The 25,897-nt window shown below is 47.9% G+C and carries 25 protein-coding genes and 5 tRNA genes; 9 read left to right on the top strand and 21 right to left on the bottom strand.

Annotation, left to right across the window (positions count from 1 at the left end; all coding sequences use genetic code 11):
* Positions 1-102: 102 nt before the first annotated feature.
* From FS806_RS14905 to FS806_RS14880, 6 genes are all read right to left on the bottom strand, one after another.
* Positions 103-864 carry a DeoR/GlpR family DNA-binding transcription regulator gene (locus FS806_RS14905; RefSeq protein WP_144938023.1) on the bottom strand — a complete coding sequence of 254 codons (762 nt, stop codon included), beginning with the start codon at positions 862-864 and terminating at the stop codon, positions 103-105.
* 325 nt (positions 865-1,189) lie between these two features.
* On the bottom strand, positions 1,190-1,570 hold the full coding sequence (locus FS806_RS14900; protein ID WP_144938021.1) for a hypothetical protein: 381 nt from the start codon (positions 1,568-1,570) through the stop codon (positions 1,190-1,192).
* Positions 1,571-2,047: 477 nt separating this feature from the next.
* Positions 2,048-3,997 carry a heavy metal translocating P-type ATPase gene (locus tag FS806_RS14895; RefSeq protein ID WP_397347528.1) on the bottom strand — a complete coding sequence of 650 codons (1,950 nt, stop codon included), beginning with the start codon at positions 3,995-3,997 and terminating at the stop codon, positions 2,048-2,050.
* Positions 3,998-4,191: 194 nt separating this feature from the next.
* A complete protein-coding gene (locus FS806_RS14890; RefSeq protein ID WP_144938015.1) occupies positions 4,192-4,671 on the bottom strand; it encodes a hypothetical protein in 480 nt (159 codons plus the stop codon).
* A gap of 217 nt (positions 4,672-4,888) precedes the next feature.
* Positions 4,889-6,151, bottom strand: a complete 1,263-nt coding sequence (locus FS806_RS14885; RefSeq protein ID WP_144938012.1) for an MFS transporter — start codon at positions 6,149-6,151, stop codon at positions 4,889-4,891.
* Positions 6,152-6,490: 339 nt separating this feature from the next.
* Positions 6,491-7,204 (bottom strand): stalk domain-containing protein, encoded by a 714-nt coding sequence (locus FS806_RS14880; protein ID WP_144938009.1) that lies wholly within the window; start codon positions 7,202-7,204, stop codon positions 6,491-6,493.
* Between the two features lie 352 nt (positions 7,205-7,556).
* Between FS806_RS14880 and FS806_RS14875 the strand changes: the two genes are divergently transcribed.
* Positions 7,557-8,447: a cation diffusion facilitator family transporter gene (locus FS806_RS14875; RefSeq protein WP_144938006.1), complete on the top strand. Its 891-nt coding sequence runs from the start codon at positions 7,557-7,559 to the stop codon at positions 8,445-8,447.
* A 115-nt stretch (positions 8,448-8,562) separates the two neighbouring features.
* Here FS806_RS14875 and FS806_RS14870 read toward each other — a convergent pair whose 3' ends face one another.
* The 5 genes from FS806_RS14870 to FS806_RS14850 all read right to left on the bottom strand — a co-directional run bounded on the left by FS806_RS14870 (position 8,563) and on the right by FS806_RS14850 (position 15,119).
* The gene (locus tag FS806_RS14870; protein ID WP_144938002.1) at positions 8,563-9,750 is read right to left on the bottom strand and encodes a response regulator; all 1,188 of its coding nucleotides are present in this window, start codon (positions 9,748-9,750) and stop codon (positions 8,563-8,565) included.
* Positions 9,725-11,692, bottom strand: a complete 1,968-nt coding sequence (locus FS806_RS14865) for a cache domain-containing sensor histidine kinase (RefSeq protein WP_260982100.1) — start codon at positions 11,690-11,692, stop codon at positions 9,725-9,727. Before FS806_RS14865 ends, FS806_RS14870 begins: the two co-directional genes overlap by 26 nt.
* 132 nt (positions 11,693-11,824) lie before the next feature.
* A complete protein-coding gene (locus FS806_RS14860) occupies positions 11,825-12,706 on the bottom strand; it encodes a carbohydrate ABC transporter permease (protein WP_144937996.1) in 882 nt (293 codons plus the stop codon).
* Positions 12,707-12,720: 14 nt separating this feature from the next.
* Positions 12,721-13,611: a carbohydrate ABC transporter permease gene (locus tag FS806_RS14855; RefSeq protein ID WP_144937993.1), complete on the bottom strand. Its 891-nt coding sequence runs from the start codon at positions 13,609-13,611 to the stop codon at positions 12,721-12,723.
* A 158-nt stretch (positions 13,612-13,769) separates the two neighbouring features.
* Positions 13,770-15,119, bottom strand: a complete 1,350-nt coding sequence (locus FS806_RS14850; RefSeq protein ID WP_225312565.1) for an extracellular solute-binding protein — start codon at positions 15,117-15,119, stop codon at positions 13,770-13,772.
* Between the two features lie 231 nt (positions 15,120-15,350).
* Between FS806_RS14850 and FS806_RS25775 the strand changes: the two genes are divergently transcribed.
* Both FS806_RS25775 and FS806_RS14845 read left to right on the top strand, forming a co-directional pair.
* On the top strand, positions 15,351-15,512 hold the full coding sequence (locus FS806_RS25775) for a hypothetical protein (protein ID WP_186328373.1): 162 nt from the start codon (positions 15,351-15,353) through the stop codon (positions 15,510-15,512).
* Between the two features lie 161 nt (positions 15,513-15,673).
* Positions 15,674-15,871: a hypothetical protein gene (locus FS806_RS14845; RefSeq protein ID WP_144937989.1), complete on the top strand. Its 198-nt coding sequence runs from the start codon at positions 15,674-15,676 to the stop codon at positions 15,869-15,871.
* A 117-nt stretch (positions 15,872-15,988) separates the two neighbouring features.
* On the opposite strand, the gene FS806_RS14840 is transcribed toward FS806_RS14845, so the two are convergent.
* The 3 genes from FS806_RS14840 to FS806_RS14830 all read right to left on the bottom strand — a co-directional run bounded on the left by FS806_RS14840 (position 15,989) and on the right by FS806_RS14830 (position 17,853).
* Positions 15,989-16,651 carry a helix-turn-helix transcriptional regulator gene (locus FS806_RS14840; protein WP_313960589.1) on the bottom strand — a complete coding sequence of 221 codons (663 nt, stop codon included), beginning with the start codon at positions 16,649-16,651 and terminating at the stop codon, positions 15,989-15,991.
* A gap of 190 nt (positions 16,652-16,841) precedes the next feature.
* Positions 16,842-17,303, bottom strand: a complete 462-nt coding sequence (locus FS806_RS14835; protein ID WP_144937982.1) for a RidA family protein — start codon at positions 17,301-17,303, stop codon at positions 16,842-16,844.
* Between the two features lie 49 nt (positions 17,304-17,352).
* Positions 17,353-17,853, bottom strand: a complete 501-nt coding sequence (locus FS806_RS14830) for an SDR family oxidoreductase (protein WP_225312576.1) — start codon at positions 17,851-17,853, stop codon at positions 17,353-17,355.
* A 189-nt stretch (positions 17,854-18,042) separates the two neighbouring features.
* Between FS806_RS14830 and FS806_RS14825 the strand changes: the two genes are divergently transcribed.
* From FS806_RS14825 to FS806_RS14805, 4 genes are all read left to right on the top strand, one after another.
* Entirely contained in the window at positions 18,043-18,495 is a 453-nt protein-coding gene (locus tag FS806_RS14825; protein WP_144937976.1) for a MarR family winged helix-turn-helix transcriptional regulator, read from the top strand.
* Between the two features lie 25 nt (positions 18,496-18,520).
* Positions 18,521-19,039, top strand: coding sequence for a spermidine/spermine N(1)-acetyltransferase (gene paiA / locus FS806_RS14820; protein WP_144937973.1), 519 nt, complete (start codon positions 18,521-18,523; stop codon positions 19,037-19,039).
* 358 nt (positions 19,040-19,397) lie between these two features.
* Positions 19,398-19,706 carry a hypothetical protein gene (locus tag FS806_RS14810; protein ID WP_144937967.1) on the top strand — a complete coding sequence of 103 codons (309 nt, stop codon included), beginning with the start codon at positions 19,398-19,400 and terminating at the stop codon, positions 19,704-19,706.
* Between the two features lie 50 nt (positions 19,707-19,756).
* Positions 19,757-20,185: a DUF6892 domain-containing protein gene (locus tag FS806_RS14805; RefSeq protein WP_144937964.1), complete on the top strand. Its 429-nt coding sequence runs from the start codon at positions 19,757-19,759 to the stop codon at positions 20,183-20,185.
* Positions 20,186-20,667: 482 nt separating this feature from the next.
* Here FS806_RS14805 and FS806_RS14800 read toward each other — a convergent pair.
* From FS806_RS14800 to FS806_RS14775, 6 genes are all read right to left on the bottom strand, one after another.
* Positions 20,668-20,750, bottom strand: a tRNA-Leu gene (locus FS806_RS14800).
* 40 nt (positions 20,751-20,790) lie between these two features.
* Positions 20,791-20,866: transfer RNA gene (locus tag FS806_RS14795), tRNA-Lys, on the bottom strand.
* Positions 20,867-20,930: 64 nt separating this feature from the next.
* Positions 20,931-21,005 (bottom strand) — tRNA-Glu (locus FS806_RS14790).
* Between the two features lie 162 nt (positions 21,006-21,167).
* Positions 21,168-21,259, bottom strand: a tRNA-Ser gene (locus FS806_RS14785).
* A 1-nt stretch (position 21,260) separates the two neighbouring features.
* Positions 21,261-21,336, bottom strand: a tRNA-Asn gene (locus FS806_RS14780).
* Positions 21,337-21,446: 110 nt separating this feature from the next.
* Positions 21,447-21,923, bottom strand: a complete 477-nt coding sequence (locus tag FS806_RS14775; protein ID WP_144938047.1) for a SprT family protein — start codon at positions 21,921-21,923, stop codon at positions 21,447-21,449.
* 405 nt (positions 21,924-22,328) lie between these two features.
* On the opposite strand from FS806_RS14775, the gene FS806_RS14770 reads away from it, so the two are divergent.
* Both FS806_RS14770 and cmpA read left to right on the top strand, forming a co-directional pair.
* Positions 22,329-22,682, top strand: a complete 354-nt coding sequence (locus FS806_RS14770) for a hydrolase/acyltransferase (RefSeq protein ID WP_144938045.1) — start codon at positions 22,329-22,331, stop codon at positions 22,680-22,682.
* Positions 22,683-22,795: 113 nt separating this feature from the next.
* On the top strand, positions 22,796-22,924 hold the full coding sequence (cmpA, locus tag FS806_RS14765) for a cortex morphogenetic protein CmpA (protein WP_144937961.1): 129 nt from the start codon (positions 22,796-22,798) through the stop codon (positions 22,922-22,924).
* Positions 22,925-23,019: 95 nt separating this feature from the next.
* Here cmpA and FS806_RS14760 read toward each other — a convergent pair whose 3' ends face one another.
* Positions 23,020-25,245, bottom strand: coding sequence for a Tex family protein (locus FS806_RS14760; protein ID WP_144937958.1), 2,226 nt, complete (start codon positions 25,243-25,245; stop codon positions 23,020-23,022).
* Positions 25,246-25,897: the final 652 nt, after the last annotated feature.

The following is a 25,897-nucleotide window of genomic DNA, read 5'->3' as shown; positions in this document are numbered from 1 at the left end:
CCATAACATTGGCATGCCGGATTTTTCCCCTATGGACTATCAACCAGCCGTCATTCGAAACTTTTGCCTAAGCAAACTAGCGATGCTTCAACCATTTATTCATCAAACCGCAATCACATGGACGCCGATATCCTTGAACAGCTTGATATAAGATTCCGATGCTTCCTCTCCCGTTATAAATGTATGGATGGATTGAATGGGAGCCACTGTATGCAGTGATACTTTGCCGATCTTCGTATCATCCGCCACAACAATAATCTCTTGCGCGGCGGCAATCATTCCCTGCTTCGTCGGAACGAGCTGGGCCTCGGGATGAGTGAGCCCGTGCTTGGGATGAATCGCTGGAGTACCGATGAAAGCCTTCTGCACATGCAACCCCTCCAGCACCCTATCCGTGAACATGCCGTTAAGCATAAAGCTGGATGGGTATAGCTCCCCCCCGGTCACAATTACCTTGATACCGGGCGCATCACGCAGCTCGGCTGCGACATTCATATCGTTGGTGACTACGGTAATGTTGGAACGGTCTTTAATATTCTGGGCAATATGGATGGTGGTCGTACCCGAATCCAATATAATGTGATCTCCGTCCTCGATCAGTTCAGCCGCTTTCTGCCCGATGCGCATCTTCTGCTCCAGCTGATCGGAGGCCCGCTCGGAGAAGGAGGGCTCTTTATTGGCTCCCCTGTCCACAATGACTCCACCGTGAGTCCGCCGCAGCAGACCTTCCTGCTCGATTTCAGCCAGGTCCCGGCGGATCGTCGCCTCATGGACCTGAAATTCTTTGGCAAGCGTTGATACCGTCGCCACTCTCTTCTGCTTGACATACTCCACTATTCGAAGCTTTCGTTCGGCCGCCAGCATCCTGATCCCCCCTTGATAAAATAATTCACTCATTTATTTATGTTCATTTGAATTAAATTTGTGCTTATATCCACTCGATAATAGATTATTCCAGTTCTATCCCTTTTGTCAACAGTATTCTTAACGATCCACAATATAAAATCGATATTCTTCCTATTCTTTTTCTTGTTAAAAAAAGAGAGGGCTTTTCTTTATAGGGGGAAAATAAGCTCGCTAAAGCGCATACATGAACAAAAGAGCAAATTTGTGCACAGTGTTTGCCAATTCTGGCGTTCTGGGATTCTGGCGCTTTTGGCGTTTCTGGCGCTTCTGGCGCTTCTTGTGCTCATTTTAGGAGTTGTAGCCATAAGCGGAAAGTCTCCGGCACTCCACTTGAAAATCGTTTGATGAAGGAATCTCCGAGGTTCTGCTCTTCTATTTCATAAAGAAAAGCAAAAGTGCAGGTCTTTCGGGGAAAAATCTGCGCGATGCCGGATTCTAGAGCGATTGTGCAGGTCTTTTGGACGGTTTTTGCGAAAATCCCACCGTTTGGCCAAAAAGACATGCACTTTTGAGCGTCTTTCGCTCCATTTCGGAAAAAGGACGAGATTCTACTGCATTTTTGCTCGTCTTTAGGGCCATGCGCCTGTTTCCGCCCATACAGCGGCTGCATGGCCGAGAAAGCGAAGTCAGCCCCGGAACGAACGGGCCCGTTCTCTTGGATCAATAAAAAAAGCTCCTAACGGAGCCATCTCGAAGATGAATAACCCGGTATTAGAGGAAGCTTTTTATGCCAATTAGAAAGTTTGTTCCATTTTAATGCTTTAATGAACTTAAACTTTCTAATGTGGTAAAAAAGCACCTAACGGAGCCTATCAATACCCCACAAAGTGACGTGTGACCTTCGAAGCGTATCCCGGGTACTTTGCAGGGAGCTCCGGAACTGAAGATGTATAACCCGGTATAGCGGAAGCTTTTTATGCCCCATAGGAAACTTTATCCTACATCGCATTAAATTTAAATGATTCCTATATGGTAACAAAAAAGGGCGATCTCTCGCCCCTTTTTGAATGGTCCCTCAATCGCTATCCCGATTAGGACCATTAAAATGTATCTTGCCACGCAGCGCAGCAAATAGTTGCATCAACACACGGCATCGTCAGCCGGACATCAATCAACCCGCTCAAACCAACCCGGGCAAATATTAGCGAAGCAGTCGCAGGCCATTGAGAATGACCAGAATGGTGCTGCCTTCATGACCGACGACGCCAAGAGGAAGCGCGATCCCTTGCGCGAAATTCGAAAGAATCAACAGAGCAATGACGGAAATGGCAAAGACGATGTTCTGTTTAACGATTCTCCGGGTCCGGCGGCCAAGCTCGACCGCCATCGAAATTTTGTCGATGTCGTCATTCATCAGAACCAGATCGGCGGTTTCAAGCGCAGCATCGCTTCCGGCCGCTCCCATAGCAATCCCTACGGTTGCCGTAGCCAACGCCGGAGCATCGTTAACCCCGTCTCCGACCATCGTCACTTTGCCGTATTTCTCCTTCAGTTCCTTGATTCGTGTCACTTTATCTTCCGGCAGCAATTCCGCAAAGACGAGATCGATCCCCGCTTCATCGGCGATCGCTTGAGCCGTTCTCCGCTGATCTCCTGTCAGCATGGCCACCGTAATGCCCAGCTTCCGCAGGCGGGCGATCGCCTGCTTGGCTTGCGGACGGATCCGGTCCTGAAGAGCCAACACCCCTGCTACTCCTTGCGAGTTCTGGACAATGGTGACCGTCTTGCCTTCATTCGCCCATTTCTCTACGATGGCTTCTATTTCTTCATTCATCCATTCTTTATCGGTGAAGGAGGGCTTGCCGATTTTCCAGGTATTCCCGCGGTAATCCGCCTGAACTCCCCAGCCGGTCAGAGCCTTGAGCCCCGAAGCCCGCCCGATGTTCAGTTGCTTCTCCTTGGCCTTGTCAACAATTGCTTTCGCCAACGGATGCTCGGACAAGCTTTCGATGGAAGCGGCGATTTCGAACAGTTCCTCCTCGCTCAGACCTTGATAGGCTGCCCAATCCGTAACCGCCGGTTGACCGTAGGTGAGCGTCCCCGTTTTATCGAAGGCTACGACACTTGTTTGGGCAATGTTCTCCAGATGAGCACCACCCTTGAACAGAACGCCCTTCCGCGCACTATTGGATACGGCTGACAGCACGGCCGGCATAATCGAAGCGACCAAAGCGCAAGGGGAAGCAACGACCAGAAACACCATCGCCTTATAGAAAGTAGCCTCCCAATCCCAGCCAAGCAGGAATGGCGGTATGGCAATTAACAGCAGCGTAACTAATATAATGACCCTGGCATAAATCCGCTCGAACCGTTCTATGAAAAGCTGGGAGGCCGGTTTTTCGCTTTGTGCTTCCTGCACCAGCTTAATGATTTTGGCGAATAAGGTAGACTCGCTCGGCTTGGAAACTTCAACGAACAGCGCTCCATGGCCATTCAGCGTACCGGCGAACACTTCATCCCCAGGCTCTTTATCGATCGGGATCGACTCCCCGGTAATCGAAGCCTGATCCACGGCAGAGCTCCCTTCGCGAATCAGCCCGTCGGCGGGAATTCTCTCCCCCGGTTTAACCAGAACCAGATCGCCCACCGCCAATTGCTCGATCGGCACCTCTGTTTCCTTGCCATCCTTATAGAGAAGAGCCGTTTCCGGCTTTAAGTCCATTAGAGAAGAAATATCTTTGCTGCTCTTCTGCATTGTATAAGTTTCCAAGGCGCCGCTTAAGGAAAAAATAAAGATCAGCACGGCCCCTTCCGTCCAGTAGCCTATACTGGCTGCCCCGATGGCGGCAAGAATCATTAACAGATTAACGTCGAGATCCCTCTCGGCAATCAGGGTATGAAGACCTTCCTTCGCTTTGACAAATCCTCCTACAACGAATGCCAGCAGATACAGGCCAATAGAGACGGGCTCCGACACATACCCCATTCCCCAGGCTGCTGCGATCAGAATTCCGCTCGCCAGGGCCGCTATGCCTTCTCCATATTTACTCATCCAATCATTTCCTCTACCTTCATAGTCATCCTTACTATTGCAGCCTTTAGATTCACGGATCGATTCTTTTGCCGTTTGCAGAGAAGTACTCATGATCATAGCCCTCCTTATCTCAATGAGAATGATTACCATTTTTAACCCCCTAAAAACGACACATGCCGCTCCTTATACGGGAGCAGCATGCTACAAAACAAATTCAGGGCGTTATGAAATTAAATTGATTACTTGTTTATAATCATTATAATTTATTTTGGAGGACTTGTAAATTATAGTTTGTTCAAAATCAAAATAATTTATTCGCGTCCGAAAGTACGCTCCAACTGGCGAACCAGCTCGGCGGAAGCCTTCATAAGCTGCTCTACTCCCACAGTCATCTCCTGGATATGGTCCAAATGATCATGGATGAGATGATACAGGTCATTGGGTGTTGACGCCCTCTGGGGTAGTTCGGTGTCTCTGATTCTCCGGTATGTCTGCTCGTTCCAATCTCCCCCGGTTTTGGCCGGCGCAACCGCCCTGTCATAGGAATAGACGTCCCTTTCTTTCCTGGCCCTCCGAATAACCCCGGATTTTGCCGTCCTGCCTTCTTGCCTTCCGGCTTTCCGGTTTCCCTTATCACTTATCTCCTCTGATGGAATGAGCCATTCCTCATTCAGCTCGACAGGGGCCCTCTTAGCTCTGTTCCGGGCATTCTTCTTCCAATTAACCAGATCAATAGCTTCCAAGGTGCGAAGAGATTCGTTAACCCTTAAGCCAAGCTTTCTGCGAAACATCGTTCTTCCCTCCCGCCAAATCATCGCTTTTGATGTATTAGATGAGAAGAGCGGGGTTGTCTGCGGATAGCATCCGCCTAAATTGCCGGATCGGCCGATAAAATAGGCGCCGGCTTTTCCGTTGGACGTCATGTCTGTCCTTGGAAAGATAACAAAGAGGGTGTCCCTAGTCATCCATCCGATAACCTGGAGTACACCCTCTTAAGCTAATACCTTGTTAAGGCTCCATCATTTCGCCCATTGGCTTCACGGCGGAAGCCTCCGAATCGGAACCATTTCCGGCCGTCCCCGGCTTGTATGAAGAGCCTAGAAGCGGAGAAATGACGATGACCCCTATCACGAACAAAACCGCGGCGACTGTGAACATCCCTACGAGCGTGACTAACGGCTTAAGCACCCCGGACACCATCATCGTTACGACCATGGATCCCATGAAGAGAGGATTCAATATTCCATTCACCCGGCCTACGAAAGAGGATTCGGTGCTTTGCAGAATGAGCGTGCTGATTCCTATCTGAATCGCGGGCATGACCAGGCCACTGAGCAGCTGCCCGCCGAGTGTCAGCCATAGGTTGGTTGAGAAACCGACGATCAGCATTCCGACGGCACTGACCACCATTCCGAAAGCCAGCAATCGCTGAGGGGCGATCTTGCGTGCAAATACCATTGCCAGACCGCCTCCGACAATCATCCCGATTCCGTTCGCCATCATGAGCCACTGCAGGTTTTCCTTATCTAACCCCAGTCTCTCGGTTACCAGAAAGACGGACAGCGGCTGGATTAATCCGATAGCCAGACCGGCCAGCATGAAACAGCCTCCCAGCAGCGTCAGGGAGCGGCTTTGGAGCACATACCGGAAGCCCTGGGCCATTTCCTCACGAACTGTGGTCGAAATCTCTTTCTTTTCCTCTTGCCTATCCGCCGGGAGCAAGGTGAGAGCTGCCGCAGATAAGAGGAAGGCGACACCCATGATTAGAATGGCGACGTTGATTCCATACGATTGATAGACAAACGTCCCGAGAACAGGCCCCAGAATCATAAAAAGGGCGAACATCGTCTGATACAATGACATCCCCATTTGCATCAATTCCTCCGGGACATGGAGCTTGAACAGCTTCATTCCGGAAGGCTGGGAAAACTGGGACAATATAGCCGAGATCAACGTGGCAAAAAAGACAGCGTGCCAAGTTGCAAACATTAACGTGAGCAGCACGACGAAGACGGACACTGCACTGAGCAAATCGCACCAGATCATCGTCCGCTTGGGACGCCATCGGTCGGCGAAAGTCCCGCCGATAAACGAAAAAACGAAAATAGGCACAAATTCGGCCACATAGATCATGGATATCGCGAACGGATCCTCGTTGGTCATCTCCATGACAAAAAGCAATATCGCGTAATTACGAACCCATATTCCAATCTGAAGGAGCAATCCGGACAACAGGATGGCCTGAACAAACCGGTTGCGGAATAACCCCATTGGAGAAGGGTGGGATACGGTGCGGTGGACATGTATTTATTCGCTCCTTCTATTCGGAAATCAAATTAACCCTTTTTACATTACATGGATTTTCCGTCCTACGCAATCGTTTTTTTCGTTATATTTAATCTTTCCCCCTAGAAAATATTGAAAACTATTCTTCCTATTCTTCCAATGCTTCCATAAAAAATTTTTAGATTGAACCATCCATTCCAAATGCAGCGCATTATCAGGATGGCTCAAGTCGCGAAAACAAAAAAACCTCTTCATCCTGACGGATTTCGAGGTTCTTCTTATGGAAATACTTCAACATCTCTTGGAGAACGGCATCCCCGACATCTATTTCAATTCAAATTCCACGCTCGTTTCGTCTCCCACCCTGTCGGATTGGTTATTATAAGGCTCTGAAATATAATAGGTCAGATTAGCGACCTCCTCCAGGTTGCTCTCTACCTGAAACACAATATTGCCCTTCTTCAGAACCTCTCCCCTAAACTCCCCTCCTACAGGATCGGAATGGTAGATACCGGTCTCGATCTGCTCCTTCGTATTGAGCACCAGCTTTCCTTGATGGGGACTCCAGTTCACTGTCTCACCGGATGTATTCTCAACCTCTACTTTAAAGACCACGGCATTAACCGGTTTGGAATATGGAGTGCTTCGGTAAGCCGGGTCCAACGTTATTTGCGTAATGGTCATTTTCATCGGTCCGCTCACGATGGTTTCATTGACATTGAAGCTCTTCAAAGCGCTAGGGGAGCTGCCTTCATTCAGAAGGACTTTGTTAGCCTCTCCGTCCCAAGCCACGGACAGCCCTAACGATTCGGCGACGGATCGAACGGGGAGATAAGTATTGCCGTCATAAGTGATCGGGTAGAGAGTTCCCCCCTGCTCATCTTTAAATTGCAGGGAACGGCCATTTAATTCTATCTGGATGCCTTTATTCAATAAGGCTTTAACCTCTTCCAGGCTGGTGGCGGCCCATGCGCCTATAGACATAGAAGCTGCGACAACAAGTGACATCATTGCGGTAAACATGAGCTTTCTTCTCACTGTTAACACTCCTCGCCATGGGAAAATGTTCCTAATTATTGTATCATAATCGGCGGCACGTTCAAACTCATCCTATTCAGCCGCTATTATCGCAAACTTCCATGCAATCTTACTTAAACAACAGAGAGAACGCCGAAACAGCGTCCTCTCTTATTCATATATTTTGACTATACGATCTAAAAGTCTTATTATCCCGGACCTATAAGAACGGCCTGATTTGTTAGCTGCGTTCAACAATTTATAGTTGATCCTATTTATTGGATACCCCCCAACACTGTTTCTATAGACCCACCCGAACTTCATCGGATAAGATATTAAGAGAAGATCGTTAACGAAACGAATGAATAAAGGAATGATTGATTTGAAAGCAACCAGAGCCGCCAGCTTGTCCATAATCAGTAATTTTTTTGTCGTCACGCTCAAGCTGATCGTCGGTGTGTTAACGGGATCCGTGGCTGTCATTTCCGAAGCCATCCATTCCTCGCTGGATTTGATGGCGTCGGTTATCGCCTTTTTCTCCGTTCGCATTTCCTCCAAGCCTCCGGATAAGGATCATCCTTACGGACATGGCAAATTTGAGAATGTTTCGGGAACGATCGAAACGCTGCTCATCTTCGTGGCAGGAATCTGGATTATTTATGAATCCGTACAGAAGCTGCTGCACCCCGAGCCGATTCGTCTGCCCATTCTAGGTGTTACCGCTATGCTGATAGGTGCAGGAATAAACTTGATTGTGGGGCGCATCGTCAAGAACGTAGGGGAGAAAACGCAATCCGTAGCCATGCGTTCCAATGCCCTGCATCTCCTGACCGATGTTTACTCTTCCTTAGGGGTAGCTCTCAGCTTGCTGCTGGTCAGCCTGACCGATTTCTATCTGCTCGATCCGCTGATCGGGATAGCGATAGCCGTTTATATTATGAAAGAAGCTTTCTCGCTGGGGAAGGAATCCTTCCTGCCGTTGTTGGATACGCGTCTGTCCAAGGAGGAAGAGAAGCTCGTGCGAGAAATTATTGATTCTTACAAAGAGGAATTCATCGAGTACCACGCGCTGAGAACGAGAAGGTCCGGTCCCGAGGAGCATATCGATTTCCATCTCGTCGTGCCTTCCGATACAGATATTGTGACGGCCCACGATCTCTGCGACCGGATAGAGAGCGATCTGCAGAAGGTTCTACATGCTCCTAAAGTGTTTATTCACCTAGAGCCGGAGCATGAGCGGCTGACTCATCGTCCGGCTAGGTGAGGACAAGAATGCTGGAAGCAAAACGGTTACACCGCAACTGAAACTCGCAGGTTTTCTCCTATATACGGACATATCGTTTAGATCTCGTCACGTTTCAGCGATACTACCGTGTTCGCTAGAATATCCCCTTTCCATTCCCGCTAATGCAGGCTTGACGGTATTCCGACGGACTGGCCCCATACTTCTTGCGAAACAAGGTCGCAAAATAGCGGACATCCTGATACCCGATCCGCTCTGCGATATCCGCAAGCCTCAATCGAGGGTTCAGCAGGAGCTGTCTGGCCTGCTCCATACGTAATTGAATGACATACTCCTTATAATTTTGTCCTGTTTTCTGCTTGAACAACTGGCTGAAGTAGACCGGATTAAGGTAAACGATGGAGGCTACCTTCTCCAGCGACAGATCCTCCTGATAATGAGAACGGATATAATGAAGCGCCACCTCCACGGCACGTTCCCCGCCTTCTGCGTAATGCTCATAACCTTGAATTGTGGAAAACTGTCTCATCCGCCGGACTTTTTCCGCCACTTTAGTAAAATGGTCTACCCGCTCCGAATGCATCATTTGGAAAGGAAGGCGGAGATACTGTTTCAGATGGGCTCGCAGTTCGTTCAATAACCCGCCGAGCCTGCTCTCTTCTTCCAACGTAATCAACCCCAGCAAGCTCTTATTGTCCAGCAGTGTTACGAACCCGTGCCCGTATCTATCAATCAGCTCGCTCAGCACATTTTCGACGATGAAATTTTCCAATTGGACATTCCTGTCGCTTTCCATCTTGACCAGAATGAGGTGGAAGAATGGATGGTTTTCCATAAACCGTCCCAAATCAAACCGGCCGGTATCCAACCCCAGAGCCACCCTCTGAAAAATAGCCTCCCGTAAATATTTGCGGCCGCTCTTCCACCATTCCGCATCCTCGGCCAGCTCCGTTTCCCGCGCAATTTCCTCTTTTAACCTGCCTATCCTTTCGATCAGCGCCTCTTTGCCTATCGGCTTAAGCAAGTAATCCTTGGCTCCGAGCCGGACGGCTTCCTGCGCGTAGGCAAACTCGGAGTATGCCGAAATCACGATCCACTTAATATGCGGATGGCGCTTCCTTGACACTTTCATCAACTCCAGACCGGTCATCCCCGGCATCAAGATGTCGGTGAGTACAATGTGGATATAATGATTGCGCAGCAAAGCGGTTGCCTCCTCCGGGTTGGCGGCGAGGAACGTGCGGCAGTGGGGAAAGTGATTTCGCAGCGTTCTCCGAATACCTTCGCGAATGACATGTTCATCGTCGACAATCAACAAGTTCATGATCATCATCCTCCTCTATGGCAGGCAACGGCATCACGACAATGACTGTCGTCCCAGACCCGATGATGCTGTTTATTCTGAGACCGTAGGCTTCCCCGAACATCAGCGCAATTCTGCGGTGAACATTGGGCAGCCCGATTCCTTTCCGCGAGCCTTTGCCCTCTTCTGCAGTCGGGGTGGCCTCGGCTTTCCACTGATCCGCGCCCTCCGCCGTAGTTTTCGAACCGATAAGCTCTACTTCCCGCCTGTCCTCGGATATTCTGGAACCGATGCCATATAGCGACGCACGCAGAGCATGGAGAGCCGTTTCCTCTATGCCGATGCCATTATCTTCGATTACAACAAGAAGCTCGCGCTCTGTTGTTTGGGTATAAACACGAAGCTTCCCCGGCCGATCCACCGGCTCCAGTCCGGATTTCACGGCATTTTCAATAATCGGTTGAATGGTCATCTTCGGCAGCGGGACATCCAGCCACCGGCGGTCTACATCGATCTCGGCATGGACTCTTCCTTCCAATCTGCTTTCGATGATGGTCATATAATGGCGCATCTGATCCAGCTCCTGACGCAAGGTCGTCCGCGAGGCCTCCTGCCAGTCACTGCTGTACCGGAACATATGGGAAAGCGCAAGAATGACCCGCCCCAGCCGGTCATTCTCCCGTTCATCCAGCATCCAATAAATCATATCGAGCGTGTTGTATAGAAAATGCGGATTAACCTGAGATTGCAGCGCTTGCAGCTCGGCATTCTTCTCACTGATGGAAGCTAGCGTAATCCGCTCAATCAATTCGTCCATCCGTCGAACCATTCGATTGAACGAGGAGACCAGACTGTTGATTTCCTCAAAGGAACGAACATTGACCGCGCCTCTGAAATTCCCCCTCTCCACCTGCCGCATTTGACGAATCAGCAGCTTGAGAGGAGAGGAAATATTCCGCGAAATCAAAGTAGCAAGCGCAATGGACAGAAGGACAAGCAGCACACTGACGATAATCAGATACTTTCTTGTCTTGATGATCTCCGCATGAATATCCGCCTCCGGAGTCAGTCCGAACACAGTCCATTCCGCGTGGTCAACCTGGGCGGCGGCAACTAATTCCCCTTCACGGTTCTCGACAACGGCACCATGACTCGTCGGACGCGGCAATCCGCTGGAGGTGGGAGCCTGCACGCGGTTCCATTCCGTGGAAGCCACCACCTTGTCTTCCTTATCCACAATGTAGACCCGGCTGTTCGGACTAATAGTGACATTGGAGAGCGCTTCGAGGATCGGCCTCGGATCCGTTTCGATGAGGAGAACTCCGATCGTCTGATAGGTCGACAGATCGTACAGCTTCCGGCCGAATGCAAAAACAGCCCCATCCCCCGAAGAGTCAAATACCGGGCCTTCGTATAATCCCATCCAGACGGCCTCCCCGGAGGATTGCTCCAGCTTCTTGAACCAATCCGTCTCCACATATTCGACATCATCCGTCGCCCCAGGAAAACGATTTTCATAAGTATAAATTTTGCCTTTATCCGTAATGATATGAATTCCTATAATGTCCTTGCGAGAGTAGAACACTGCACCCATAATGTTTTGGATCATCCGTTCCACATTAACGCCGGCCACCGGATCCTTTTCCTTCTCCCTCTCCTGCAGAAGGCGAAGCAGTTCATAGTTGCTATTCAACGATTTCGTCACACTGATGTATCCCTCAAGAAGCAGATCAAACAGGCCGGCCGTCTGAGAAATATTTTTCTCCGCCATATCGCTTATTTTCTCATGAATTAAGTCCGTAGTGCTGCGATAATAAAGATAACTGCCGAGCATGAGAAGAACCATCATGGAAGAGAGAAACAGCAGAAACAACCGACCGCGAATGGAATGGATTCCGCGCCCACGCGCCATCTTCAAGCCCTCTCCTTTAATAACCCGACCTGCTCCCATCTTATCACCCAACCGTCAAGGAGTCTGTCGAACGGAGGAAGCACTCTTCCAGTCCGAGAAAGTTCGACTTCCGGTCGCCGGTCGCCTTCATAACGGTGATGCTCCGGTACTTCGGGACATTTGGAACGGACTCCTTGGCAAGCGCTAGCCTTTGACGGCGCCCGCCACCATTCCTTTAGTAATTTTGTCCGCAAGCAGAAAATAGATCAGGATCACCGGCAGGGCCCCAAGAACTAGAAAAGCGCCGATAGCTCCATAATTGACCGAATATTGGCTGACGAAGCTGTTTACACCGAACGGCAATGTCTTCAATTTCTCCGAGGAGATAAAGGTTGCGGCCATAATATATTCATTCCAAATATTAATAAAGGAAAGAATACAGACCGTCATCATAGGAGGAACGGATATCGGTAAAGTGATGCTGCGAAAAATGCGAAACACCCCGGCACCATCCACAACGGCCGACTCTTCCAGTTCCATGGGGACAGACTTCATAAAGCTGCTCAGAATAAATACCGAAATCGGGGTCTGAAAAGCGACATACGGCAAAATCAGGGATAAATGCGTATTCAATATCCCCATAGTTTTAAAAAGGATCATAAGCGGCAGTAAAGTCGCCTGCATCGGGATCATCATCCCAACCAGAAACAATAGAAGGACGGCTTGCCCGTACCGCCACTTAAATCGGGCAATGGCAAACGCGACCAGCGAGCTAAACAGCAGCACAATCAGCATCGTCACGGAGGTAACGATCAGACTGTTGAGCAAATATTTGAAGTAATGGCCCGATTCCACCGCATTCACATAATTGATCCACTGCGGGGAAGCCGGCAAGGAGAAGAAGCTTCCGGACAAGATCTCTTCGTTGGTTTTGAACGAATAAATAAACAACCATAGAAGCGGATACAATTGCGTAACAAACAGCACGGACAAGAGAACGAGAACAGCAGCCTTCGGCAGTGACACCCGCTTCTTCCCCGAAGGTCTAACCGGTTGTGAAGAAAGAGCAGGAACGGTGGCGCTCATGAACAGCCTCCTCTCTAGGTATATTTTTTCTCCAGCCGGTTGAAGGCCATATTAATAATCATCGTAGCCAGCAGGCAGAGGACGACCAGGAACGCGGCAATCGCGCTGCCGTACCCGTATTTCATCGATAAAAAAGACATGTTATACATATAGGTGGAAATCACTTCGGTAGCATGCGCCGGTCCTCCTCCGGTCATCACCATGACCATGTCGAACGCTTGCAGCGATCCGATAAAGGCCAGCACGACGGATATTTTAAAAATAGGAATGTTCATGGGCAAAGTGATATGCCAATCGGCTTTCAGTCCATCTGCGCCATCGATTTTGGCCGCTTCATAAATGTCGGAAGGAATATTCTGAATCCCGGTAAATTGGATCAGGACATGGTATCCCAAATATTGCCATAGGGCGACAAAATATAGCGAATACATAGCGATGGCGGGGTCCGTCAGCCAGGAACGGGTCCAACCGCTTAACTGAAGCCAATCCAGCACCTGATTCAGCATTCCTCCCATGGAAGCGGGGTTGTAGATCGTTTTCCATAACTGGCCCACCACAACGACCGACAAGATCACCGGCAAAAAGTAGCTGGATACGAGGAAATTCGGCTTTCGGACAAAACGGTTCAGCAAAATGGCCACAAATAATGCGAATGGAATTTCGGCCATGGAGAAGAACGCAAACATTAACGTTCTGCGCACGGACGGCCAGAACACCGGATCGTGGAAGAGCAGCCTCTCAAAATTGTTCAGTCCGACGAAGGTCGATTCTCCTATTCCGTTCCAATCGAGTAGTCCGCTGTAGAAGGAGACCAGAATCGGCACGAATACGACTCCGACATAAAGCAGCACGCTCGGCAGTATGAAGGCCGCTATTTTCCACGCAGAGACTCTTAGCACATTCAACGTAATTCTCCTCCTGTCCATGATTGGGGCAAAGGATTGAAAGCGGGCCCCAACCCTTATGCTGCCTCGATGTGAAATAACCCCTCATGCGCAGCTTACGAGTTTTATTATTATGAAAAAGGAATTTATTCCCCTTCCGTACCGAGGTACCCGCTTGTTTATTGGTTGCTTTCAAATGCAGTTTGATGCTCCTTCGCAACCTCCGCCGCATCCTTCTTCTGAACAAAAAGATTCTGGATGCTGGTTAGATGGGCTTGTGCCGTCCCGGGATTCATCGTATTGTCGAAAGCCAGATCGCCGCCCTTCACATCCTTGAAGAAGGAGAGGATTTCCATCGCCATTTCCGAGTAACCGGCTTCCTTGTAATCGCCGTCCACTTTCTGTCCAATCCCGACCGCACCTTTCGCTTTGAAGGACTCTATCGGAAAATTCAGCATAAAGTAGTTTAGAAAATCCTTCGTCTCCTCCAAATGCTTGCTATTGGCGGATATGGCAAAAGCACTGCCCGGGGCCAGCATAAATTCGTCCGGATCTCCGTTTCCATTAATCGTAGGGAATTTGAAGACGCCGACTTTCCCGTTAACCGAGGAGGTTTCGATCCCGCCGGTGGCCCAACTGCCCATGTAATACATCGCGGCTTTGCCGGTTTTGAACAGATTCTCTCCCGCATTGTAGTCGAAGGACGTTACCCCTTCCTGGAAAGCCCCCGCTTGAACAAGCTCCTGGAAGCTGTCGACCGCCTCGATAAAGGCCGGGTCCTCGAACGTTTTCCTGCCGTCCAGTACATCCTGCAGGAAGCCGGGCCCGTCGTTTGTACGAAGAAGCATATTCATGAACAGGAAGGAGCCGGTCCAGGTATCCTTCTCTCCGATGACCATCGGCTGTATGCCTTTTGCCTTGAGTGTGGTAACGACCTCGAGCATTTCTTCGAAGGTGGTCGGCACTTGAACGCCGCCCTGCTCGAACAGTTCCTTGTTATAATAGACCACGCCGATATTATTGCCGTCGGGCAGCGCATATAAGTTATTGTCGAAGGTGTACCAGTCCAGAAGGCCATCCTGGAACGTTTCCTTCAGACCGTTCTTCTCCACCATATCATTTAATGGCGCAAATAATCCCGCATCAACGAACGGTTTCATTTGAGCTGCCGGATTGACAACCGTAATGTCGGGCACCTCCTTGGAAGCAGCCTGGGTCTTCAGCTTAAGCTTCTGCTGATCGGTATTCAACGAATCGAGCTCGATCTTCACGTTAGGATGATCGGCCTCATACTGCGCAACGATCTTCTTCATAATGCCATGCTTCGGGTCAGTCGGATCGGGGAAAATATTCTGAAAGGTGATCTGGATTTTCTCTTTCGGGTCGTTCTTGCTGCCTTCATTGGAATTGGCCGGCGGATTCGATCCCTGACCGTTATCGGAACCCTGGTTCCCCGAATTGCCGCCACAGGCGCCCAAAGACAACGCCAGCACTCCGATCAACGCAATTTTTCCAAGTTTAATGCCCACTTAGCACATCCCCCTTAATTTAATGGTACCTCCATTATCGCTTTGGGTTGGCAGCCCTTACAACAGATGAACTTCAGGATTGAGGTTTGCTTTCTTAAGAAGAAAGTGCCGAGGGGAGTAGTCGAAATCCGGAAAATTACGTCCTCTCGAAGCAGCGATCCATACGATGGGATGATTTTTCTAAAACCTGCCATACTAAGCTTAACATTATCTTAAAGGAGCCCCGATGGAATGAAAAATAAGAAGAAGCGCAATGAGGAAACCGGGCCGACTCTTGCACCTGGCATGAATATGCATGATGAAATGGAAGAAGAGGCAAGCGAACGGGAAATAGAACAAGGCGAATCGACTTCCGTTACCCGCCTGTATCTGGATCGAACCCCCGAGGATTAACAATTCCTGGACCAACTCAAACAGATAAGCCAGGCATTAAAGAGGCTCCCCGAAAAGTTATGGGGAGCCTTAGATGTTTTGGAACCTGATGGATGGCGGAACGTAATGTAAACTATAGCATTCTTCAATAAATAATGACGAAAATGACTGGAGGGGTACTTATGAGATATAAAGTCAACAATACGCCTATCCTCTGTCCCTGCTGCCGGAACGATACCTTCGACAAAGATTATCGGCAGCTAAACTCGAGGGGGGCCACCTTCTTCGGAATCGATTGGGCTAACCGAAATGCGGCTATTCTCGTCTGCACAAGATGCTCATATATTTCTTGGTTTATGTCTGATCCTTCCAGAGACTGAACCGTGTGTGATGACATTTCCCAAATGTAATTCTATACAGATTGGAACCGCAGCGTCAGCATCGAATGATCCGGCGTTTGCGGTTTTTGCTGTTCTGCTTATCCTTCATTCTAACCGTTAGAACAACTTTGTCGGATTAGACTTTCTTTGCTGTTCTCCCCGGATGGTATCCAAATAGTTATAGAGCGTAAACTTGGATATATCCAAAAACTGGCATACTTTATCGCCGGACTTCTTGATCAGGAAGGCTCCCTTCTGATCGAGGAATTCCACAGCCCTCTGCTTATCTTCCTTGGTCATGTGCGAAACGGCTTTGCCAATTTCATTCTGGCATTCCTGCAGCAGAAAATCAAGAAGCTCATTTACATCATTAACAAACGTTTCTTTCACTTCATTTTCGAAGCTGTGCATCGTAATGGACTTAATCGTTTGCTCAGCCATCAGAAACTCGGAGATGTCCAAATTAATACATAGGGCTCCGATCGTTTCATTTTCCTTGTTTTTCAAATAGATAGAAGTAGATCTTAAAATCCTCCCGTCCTTCGTCTGCGTAATATAATTGTATTTGTCCCCATCCTCCACCGTTCCACGCAGCACTTCAAGACCGAGGTTGCTCCCGCAATCACCGACCTTTCTCCCGGTAACATGCCCGTTTTCAATAACTGCGATCGTGCTTTCATATCCGTCCGTCAAGTCGTGAAAAACAACCTCGCACTTTTCCCCGAAATGTTTGGTGATGGCTTTGGCAATCGAGGAAAATAACTCTATTTCATTTTTCATGCTTTCCAATTTCATCCCGTCCCATACAAAAATTTTTTTATTCTTAATTATTTTTTATTCTAACACAAGATTAGCCGGCAGTCATTCATCCCTCTTCATAAAAAAAGCCGGTAACTACCCGATCGTCTAGCCCAAGACACGATCATCTGCAGTTCCGGCTTCGTTCCAATTTAATACCGATAAAACGTTCCTATTCGCTAATTTCCACTATCATTTCGATCTCTACAGGCGCCCCTCCAGGCAAGGAGGAGACCCCGATCGCAGCTCTGGCATGTTTGGGAGCCTCGTCAAAAAGCCTGTTCAACAATTCGGACGACGCATTGATCACTTCCGGGTGTTTCGTGAAATCCGGAGAAGACGCCACATAGCCGTTCAATTTCACAACCCGTTTGACTTTCGCCAGATCTCCCGTCGCCTGCTTCAGTGCGGCCAATAAATTTAATGTACAGACGACCGCCGATTCCTTGGCTTGTTCAATGCTCACATCTGCGCCGACAATTCCTTTGTAAGCCATCGAACCGTCAACCGAAGGCGTCTGGCCCGACAAGAAAATTAAATTCCCCACCGTCGAGAAAGCGGCGAACGGAGCATCTTTCGCCTTCTTTACTGGCAGCTGCAGCCCCATGTCGATAAGCTTTTGTTCAATATTCATAGTTCTTAGTCTCCTTTAGATAATTGATTTCTTCATTATAACTCTCTGTTTACAGCATGACATCGCCGCTATTGGGCCCAAGTGTTTGACCGGTATAAATATTTCCATCCGGATCGGAAGCGAGGAAGATAGCTGTAGGAACAACCTCCTCCACTTGCCCGAATCGCGGCAGGGCAAGTTCGGATTTTTTCTGCCGTTTCCACTCTTCATCTACTGTAGCCATCAACTGGGTCTCAATTGGACCGGGCGCGATGCAGTTGGCCGTTATTCCATACGAACCGAGCTCCAGAGCGATCGACTTCGTAAAGGCGATGACCCCCGCCTTAGCAGCGGCGTAATGAGCATGCTTCACCCCGCCTTTCTGACCTAATTGGGAGGCTATGTTAATGATTCTCCCTGATTTTTGTCGGATCATATAAGGCACGGTATATCTTGTTGTCAGGAACACGCTTCTTAAATTCACATCGATCATTCTATCCCAAGTTTCAACGGACATGTCTTGAATAAGGCTGGTAGTCGAGATTCCCGCATTGTTTAACAAAATATCTATCCGGCCAAATTGGATTCTTTACGATGTCAATCCTAAATTATTAATCCGCTATCTACTTACGACGAGTTGTCCATCAACGGAGCTTGACATCATCATCGTTTTTTGTTGCAAATGCAACAAATTTCAGGTAAATTCAATGTACGCATTTTTATTGCATTTGCAACAATAACGCAGACTAAGGAGTTAATTATGAAGGATATTCTCCGTGAAATAGGAATGATTGCAAGGGCACTAGATTCTATAAGCAATATAGAATTTAAAGAGTGTGACCTTACAAGAGGGCAGTATTTGTACCTGGTCCGAATATGTGAACAATCGGGAATCATTCAAGAAAAGTTAGCCGAGATGATAAAGGTAGATCGAACAACAGCAGCCCGTGCTATAAAAAAACTTGAAATTAACGGCTTTATTGAAAAGAAAGAAGATACACATAACAAAAAAATTAAAAAACTTTTTCCAACAGAGAAAGGGAAAAATGTTTACCCTTTTATAAAAAGAGAGAATGATTATTCCAACACCGTTGCATTACAGGGATTTTCCGAAAGAGAAGCAGAAACCATTCTCCGTCTTCTTCAAAGAGTAAGAAAAAATATAGGAAAAGACTGGGAATTTGTTAAAAAGGGAAACAAGAGAAATTATTGATTATACAAAGGGGCGAAATATTTAAATGACCATAACTATAAAAAAGTGTACCCTCGAAGATTTACGCAAGCTTCAAGAAATTAGCTATGAAACATTTAACGAAGCCTTTAAGCACCAGAACTCACCCGAAAATATGAAGGCCTATTTGGAAAGGGCATTTAACTTAAAGCAATTAGAAAAGGAATTATCCAATCGTTTTTCGCAATTCTTTTTTATTTATTCGAATAATGAAGTCGCTGGATATTTAAAGGTCAACACGGATGATGCTCAATCTGAAAAAATGGGTGATGAAACCCTTGAAATCGAGAGAATTTATGTAAAGAAGAAATTTCAAAAACTTGGGCTTGGTCAATATCTGCTTAATAAAGCTATGGAAATTGCGGCGGAACATAATAAAAAGACAATCTGGCTAGGCGTATGGGAAAGAAATGAAAATGCTATTGCTTTTTATAAGAAAATGGGGTTTGTTCAAACCGGAGCCCATTCTTTTTATATGGGGGATGAAGAACAACTGGATTTTATAATGACCAAAACACTCATATAAAGTGAATTAAAAGGTATAGTTCGATTAAGGCGGGGTTTTTGTTTATACTTTTCTCGCTATTAATCTTTGGATAAGGCAGTAGAACAAGCAGATTAATTGTTACCGGCATAGAATAATATTATCTTTTTGGAAGGGAGAAGAAGCCTATGCGTTGTCCTCAATGTCCGACAAGGACAGTAGTCGATCCACCTGTAAGAGTATTTGAAAATGTGTTTCACCCTCAGATCGTACAAGTCATTCAGCCAGTCGAGATTATAAGAAAACATCATTGTGTACCTATCCCCCACCGTATCGTTACGCCAATATTTAGGGACGAATTTTGCACAGTATCCAGTCGTAGGTCGAAGAGAAGAAAAAGATGATCAAAAGAACTACCCCGCTCAGCCAAACGGCCAAGCGGGGCTTTTTTTGCCAAATGCGGCCAATTGGGGACTGTGGAGAAATACCGCTCAGATTAAGTAGGCTACTGTTCTACCACGAATTGGATGCATCTGCTAAAATAATGAATAATCTGGAAGCCGTTTATGATCGGTTGCCCAATATAAGAGTGCTAAGCCTGAATGACGAAGGAATTAGATTTGAAGCCGATGTATTCGAACAGGGAATTAGGATGTGGTTACTAAGTCAAGGCACGCAGATTGAGGTGTTGATTATGCTCAAATGCTGAAAGAACGAAAAACTATGTTAGCAAGTGTGAAATAAGAATGGAGATGGAAAATGGGAAAGCATGTTGATCTTACGGGTATGTTTCAAGATTTTAATTTTAAATTGGTGGTCATTGATGCGTTGCTTGATCTAGATCCGAAATTTAGACAGGAGCTTGAACAATTAAAGGAGATATATACAGAAAAGTATGAATGGTATGCGGATGATTCTGGCCCTATCGACGAACTGTTACAGTACTTCTCAGCCCTGGAACTTGAAAAGGAGGATTTGGATAAAGTCACGGAGCTGTGTTTGGATGGAGGAAATGAAATATACCATCTCATTCAGCCTGATTGGGATGGTGAGGATGATTTTTTTGATATTACACATGTCGGTGGCTTTGAGCACTTAATCAACCTGAAATCTATTACATATATCAGCATGTGTGACGTTGAAATTTTAAATCCAATGAAAGAAAAAGGCATCGCCATTTTCATTTAGACCCCTATGCCGCTGACCGCGGCACCATCAGATGATGAAAATGGATGGATTTTCAAGGTAGAATAGAGTTGAATGGCTTCAATAGTGTGAAATTTGAAAACTTAATGGATTTCATACAGTTAGATTTCTATATTCGGAAGAAATATGGAAATTAACTGGAAAACCTACAGTTAGTTTGCGCCAAAACAGCCGTTTCGCCCAAAGTTGCCCATTTTAACTGTAGTTTATCCAGTTAGTTTGATCATTTTCGCCCATTCGCTTGAATCTACCTGTACAAAATACAGTTAGACGTACCGCTCCGCTTGCAACGATGCCTGCAGACGGTAAAATAGACGGATTTTCAAGGTAGTTGGAAAAAGCCTATATAAGCAGGTTTGAAATGGCACCAAGTAAAGACTGACATATTTGATACAAAAAAATTTATATATAGAAAAAACAAAAAGCCCTTATACATTAAGGGCTTTCGGTGCTTTTACTTTCTATGCGGTCGAGAGGACTCGAACCTCCACGGGCGTACGCCCACTACCCCCTCAAGATAGCGTGTCTGCCATTCCACCACGACCGCGTATGTGATTATATTACCACGAATTGCCAATGAGAAGCAATGGTGAGCCATGGAGGACTCGAACCTCCGACACCCTGATTAAAAGTCAGGTGCTCTACCGACTGAGCTAATGGCTCTCATGCAGTTCTATGTCCGTTAGCCCAGTGCAGTTGCAAATCAGTGACAAACGGAAAAGATAAATGGTGACCCGTACGGGATTCGAACCCGTGTTACCGCCGTGAAAGGGCGGTGTCTTAACCACTTGACCAACGGGCCAAAACTTGATTACTTTAAGGGCGCTCCTTAAAGCGACAAGAGTTATTATAACGGATATTCATACCTTTGACAAGCTTTTTTTCATATAATTTATTTTGGATTTTAATGCCATCATCAACTAAACAAAAAAGACCGCATACCGCGGTCCCGGTCGCTTATGTATGGCGGAGAGAGAGGGATTCGAACCCTCGCACCGCTTACGCAGTCTAACCCCTTAGCAGAGGGTCCCCTTATAGCCACTTGGGTATCTCTCCATGGCTCCCCGAACAGGACTCGAACCTGTGACAACTCGGTTAACAGCCGAGTGCTCTACCAACTGAGCTATCAGGGAATGTAAAGCGACATCTTTAAATTTATCATGAAGTTTCCATTTAGTCAAGTCCTTCGAGAAGGACTACCGTTAGAAAAAATCCTGCCGAAACCCGCCCTTTCTGTATATAATCACCTTAATTCCTCGTTCTTATCCAAAGCAAGCAGCCGTAGCTTCCCCCTGCATTTCCCGCAAACATATTTACGAGGGTCTACCTTGCGTTTGCGCAAATATTCCATTTGGCAGGAGCCGCATACCAGCCGATAACGGTAGGGCTCCTTGCTTTGTCTGCCGGGCAAAGCCTGACAGAAGCGGGTTCCCCCCACCTCTTTCAACAAGGTTTTGAAATCAGCGTCACGGTGCTTGTATCCTTTGCGCTGCAAATGCAAATGATAATGGCAAAGCTCGTGCTTAATAATTTTCTCCACTTCGTCTGCCCCGAACGTCTCATAATGCTTGCGGCTTATTTCAATATGGTGGGTCTTCATGAAATATCTTCCTCCCGTAGAGCGAAGCCGGGAATTGAAGGTGGCCCGGTGAAGAAACGGCCTTCCAAAAGATCTCAACGAGATTTGTTCGACCCACTGCTGTAATTCCTCGTTGCTCATGACCTCTCGCTCCTTCTCCTGCATAACATGGATCCAGCGCCGCTGCCGGACCTCCCCTTCACGCATCTAATTAGAAATCCTTACGCTCAGCTCACCAATTGACCGGCGGGGGAATACTATTGATCGGCGTTCAGCCCCGACAGCGATAGGTTATAAATCAGTGGCCCGGATTTCGCCGACATTCTCTTGAATTTGTACCGCATCTTAAGTACACTGTCAAGTAGAAACTTGTGTAATTGAGGATGCGGAAAACGGCTCTTAACTTTTTCGACATTGGAAACTATTTTGCACGAAACAAAAAGAACTTATCTTTATTTATTCGACACGAAAGACGTAAAGGCGGAGACGTTATGGTTTAACCGTCCTTCACGCGCAAGCGAAGAGAAAGAGAGGATAACGGACCGTATGGCCAAAATGCGATTTGGAATACTCAAGCTGGGGGATCATCTGGAGTTTGTGGAGATGCCGTCCACTCATATGTACCAATTGACAGCGTTGAACCGAAGACTTCACAAGGAACTGGACAAGCTGACGGCAGGCAATGTTCCACGGCTTCCCTATCTGATTGCGGAATGTGATGATTTGGAATTGGTAGATGAGCAATATCCGGTCACCGGAGGATTGGAATATATCAACCGGCTGGAGAGTGCTTTTGCCGCTATTGAAGAGAACTCCTACCCGCTCATTTCGCTGCTTACGGAAATTCGTGCGCTGCAGGCCCAACTGGAGCAGTGGTATGAGGAAGAGGCCGATCAATAGGCGGGAACAGGTCGCACAACAGCCCGTTCAATACTTCGTGGACCTGCACAAAATCGCCGATTTGCCCATATGGTAAATTAAGCAGGCGATTTCAGCAGGAAGGGGCGGGATGCATGCCGCAATGGCTATGCCTTCAACTGATGAGGGCTTTCCACAACAAAAACCGCAGGCAAGTCAAGTTGCTTAATGATTGCTGGTTCTTCTATCGGACCAAGCAAAATGAAGTGAAGGAGCAATCCTGAAGGGTAATCCCAATATGACATTTTTCGAATGGGGATCCATTCGAATCTAAAACAAGGAGCAGTCCGTTAATCGATTTCCGGACTGCTCCTTGATTTTATTTATCCTGCCGATGCGGATTTTTCATCGTCAGACTGACTCGGCCCTTTTTGACATCCACACTAAGGACCCAAACCGTAACCGTATCTCCTACGGAGACAACGTCCATAGGATGCTTGACATACCGGTCGCTTAGCTGGGAGATGTGAACGAGACCGTCATTCTTGACCCCGATGTCGATAAAGGCTCCGAAGTCAATCACGTTCCGGACGGTTCCCTGCAATTCCATGCCGGGAACCAAATCCTCAAGCTGAAGCACATCCGTCCTGAAGATTGGCGGCGGAAGCTCTTCCCTCGGATCCCTGCCCGGTCTCTGCAGACTGTCCAGAATGTCCCGGAGAGTAGGCCCCCCAACTCCCAGCTTGGGAGCGATTTGATCGGGATCTAGGCCCGCCAGCTTGTCCTTCAGCTCCTGCTGACCCAGGGCGTTCAGCTCCAGGCCCAATTCACGGAACAACTGATCCACCACTCCATAGGATTCCGGGTGAATAGGAGTTTGGTCAAGCGGATTCTCCCCATCGCTTATCCGCATAAAGCCGACACACTGCTCATACGTTTTGGCACCCAGCCTGGGAACCTTCTGCAGCTGCTTCCGGTTCGTAAACTTGCCGTTCTCCTCCCGGAATTTGACGATATTTTTGGCAATGGTACCGTTGACCCCGGCCACATAAGACAACAGCGACGGAGAAGCCGTATTCAAATCCACACCGACATGGTTAACTGCGGATTCCACCACAGCCGACAGGCTTTCCTCCAGCCTTTTCTGCGTGACGTCATGCTGGTATTGACCCACTCCGATCGACTTGGGATCGATCTTGACCAGCTCCGCCAGAGGGTCCTGCATGCGGCGCGCAATGGAAATGGCGCTTCTCTCGGCAACGTCCAGTTCCGGGAACTCGGTTTGCGCCAGCTTGGAGGCGGAGTAGACACTCGCTCCGGCCTCGCTCACGATAATATACTGAAGCTGCCCCTTGCCGGCAGATTGGATAAAATCGGCAACAAACTGCTCGGTTTCCCGGGAAGCCGTCCCGTTGCCGATCACGATCAGCTCCACTTTATGCTTGTCTACCAGCTGTTGGAAGATGGAGCGGGCCTCCGCCACTTTATTGTGCGGAGGGGTAGGATAAGTCACCGCGATATCCAATACCTTGCCGGTTTCATCGACTACCGCGAGCTTACAGCCTGTCCGGTATGCCGGGTCAACACCGAGAACCACCTTCCCCTTCACCGGAGGCTGCAGCAGCAAGTTCCGCAGATTTTCGGCAAATATTTGGATCGCGTGTTCCTCCGCCATCTCCGTCAGCTGATTGCGAATTTCCCTTTCCACCGCGGGGGCGATCAGCCGCTTATAGGCGTCCTCCACAATAGCAGTCAACGTATCGGCAACAATTGAACCCCAATGCTTAATATACTGTCTGGACATGTATTGATGGATTTTCTCCGCCGCGACATCAATGGATACCTTCAGCACCTCTTCACGCTCTCCCCGATTAATCGCCAAGACGCGATGAGGAGGGAGCTTGCGTACCGGCTCCTGGTAATCGTAATACATTTCATAGACCGATTCCTGCTCCGGATCCTTGGCTTTGGTTATGACCGTTCCTTCCTCCCAGACGAACTTCCTGACCCAAGCCCGTATTTTCGGATCATCAGCCATTCTCTCGGCGATAATGTCCATAGCACCCTGCAGAGCTTCCTCCGCGGTATGGACTTCTTTATCAGGTTGGATATATTTACCTGCCTCTGCCATCAGATCGCCCTGCTTAGGCTGCTGCAATATCCATTCCGCTAGAGGCTCGAGCCCTCTTTCCTTGGCGATGCTCGCTCTCGTCTTCCTCTTCTGGCGGTAAGGGCGGTATAAATCCTCGACTTCCTGCAGCTTGACGGATTTCTCGATGTCGGCCCTGAGCTCCGGAGTCAGCTTGCCCTGCTCGTCAATCAGGCGGATCACTTCCAGCTTGCGATCCTCGAGACTTCTTAAATACTGAAGCCGTTCTTCTATATTGCGAAGAGTGTTCTCATCCATCTCCCCGGTCATTTCTTTACGATAACGAGCGATAAAAGGAATCGTGTTCCCTTCATCCATCAGCTCCACCGTTGTCCTGACCTTGCCCGGAGGAAGCTGCAGTTCGCTGGCGATCTGCTTGAGAATCCGTTCCCGCGTCGCTGCCTTCTGTTCCTCCGTCACCTCGACAGCGACGGTTTGTTCTTCAACATTTGCCATCCGTAGCATCCATCCTTTGTCTATTAGTTGTCCAACAGGGGAAATGACCAAAATGCAGGTGTAAGTAACCGAGAGTGGTTACAGCTTTCGTGGCCGTTAATTATGGAAAAAGGCATGGCTAATGGTAAGATAAGCAGCATTGAATGAACAAAATGACAACAAGAGGCTGTCTATCAATGGCGTATAACTAAGATCATGTGAGAAACCTGCACGGTTTGGTTATAACGGACCCTAGAGACCTTAATCGCTCCAGAAGGGCCTTTCGTTAACTTTAACGGACTGAGACGACCTTATTCCCAAGAAACATACGCGAAAGCAGGAGAAATCTATGAAATAAGCGCATCTGTGTCCGTTAGTCTAAAAAAACCGCCTAATTTGACAAAATAGGGTCTCTCAGGTCCGTTACATTTTCGCAGTAATCCATTACCAGTTTCATTGATGCTGCACGAACTTTGCTATTACTATTACTATTACTATTACTATTACTAGTACTAGTACTATTACAATTAACCAGTTGTACGCCCTTTTCCACATTAAATCGACAGCCTCGACAAGGTGTTTAGTCCATAGAATATTCCCCAGTTTTTCCGAGCAAATCCCCAACCGCATAAAAAAAGGGGGATATTAGCTCCCCCGCTCCGCTGCTCGTACA

It is taken from the genome of Paenibacillus sp. 32O-W, from assembly GCF_007679495.1.
Taxonomy (GTDB): Bacteria; Bacillota; Bacilli; order Paenibacillales; family NBRC-103111; genus Paenibacillus_L; species Paenibacillus_L residui.
This window is presented reverse-complemented; position numbering and strand designations above follow the sequence as displayed.

Bases quoted from the DNA above. Each gene is read 5' to 3' on its own strand.
- FS806_RS25775 (WP_186328373.1), top strand. From the start codon at position 15,351: ATGAAAAATAAGAAGAAGCGCAATGAGGAAACCGGGCCGACTCTTGCA.
- FS806_RS14875 (WP_144938006.1), top strand. From the start codon at position 7,557: ATGATTGATTTGAAAGCAACCAGAGCCGCCAGCTTGTCCATAATCAGT.
- FS806_RS14890 (WP_144938015.1), bottom strand. From the start codon at position 4,671: ATGTTTCGCAGAAAGCTTGGCTTAAGGGTTAACGAATCTCTTCGCACC.
- FS806_RS14870 (WP_144938002.1), bottom strand. From the start codon at position 9,750: ATGAACTTGTTGATTGTCGACGATGAACATGTCATTCGCGAAGGTATT.
- FS806_RS14835 (WP_144937982.1), bottom strand. From the start codon at position 17,303: ATGAATATTGAACAAAAGCTTATCGACATGGGGCTGCAGCTGCCAGTA.
- FS806_RS14840 (WP_313960589.1), bottom strand. From the start codon at position 16,651: ATGAAAAATGAAATAGAGTTATTTTCCTCGATTGCCAAAGCCATCACC.
- FS806_RS14885 (WP_144938012.1), bottom strand. From the start codon at position 6,151: ATGGGGTTATTCCGCAACCGGTTTGTTCAGGCCATCCTGTTGTCCGGA.
- FS806_RS14775 (WP_144938047.1), bottom strand. From the start codon at position 21,923: ATGAGCAACGAGGAATTACAGCAGTGGGTCGAACAAATCTCGTTGAGA.
- FS806_RS14860 (WP_144937996.1), bottom strand. From the start codon at position 12,706: ATGAGCGCCACCGTTCCTGCTCTTTCTTCACAACCGGTTAGACCTTCG.
- FS806_RS14770 (WP_144938045.1), top strand. From the start codon at position 22,329: ATGGCCAAAATGCGATTTGGAATACTCAAGCTGGGGGATCATCTGGAG.
- cmpA (WP_144937961.1), top strand. From the start codon at position 22,796: ATGCCGCAATGGCTATGCCTTCAACTGATGAGGGCTTTCCACAACAAA.
- FS806_RS14895 (WP_397347528.1), bottom strand. From the start codon at position 3,997: ATGATCATGAGTACTTCTCTGCAAACGGCAAAAGAATCGATCCGTGAA.
- FS806_RS14805 (WP_144937964.1), top strand. From the start codon at position 19,757: ATGGGAAAGCATGTTGATCTTACGGGTATGTTTCAAGATTTTAATTTT.
- paiA (WP_144937973.1), top strand. From the start codon at position 18,521: ATGACCATAACTATAAAAAAGTGTACCCTCGAAGATTTACGCAAGCTT.
- FS806_RS14760 (WP_144937958.1), bottom strand. From the start codon at position 25,245: ATGGCAAATGTTGAAGAACAAACCGTCGCTGTCGAGGTGACGGAGGAA.
- FS806_RS14845 (WP_144937989.1), top strand. From the start codon at position 15,674: ATGAGATATAAAGTCAACAATACGCCTATCCTCTGTCCCTGCTGCCGG.
- FS806_RS14825 (WP_144937976.1), top strand. From the start codon at position 18,043: ATGAAGGATATTCTCCGTGAAATAGGAATGATTGCAAGGGCACTAGAT.
- FS806_RS14810 (WP_144937967.1), top strand. From the start codon at position 19,398: ATGATCAAAAGAACTACCCCGCTCAGCCAAACGGCCAAGCGGGGCTTT.
- FS806_RS14905 (WP_144938023.1), bottom strand. From the start codon at position 864: ATGCTGGCGGCCGAACGAAAGCTTCGAATAGTGGAGTATGTCAAGCAG.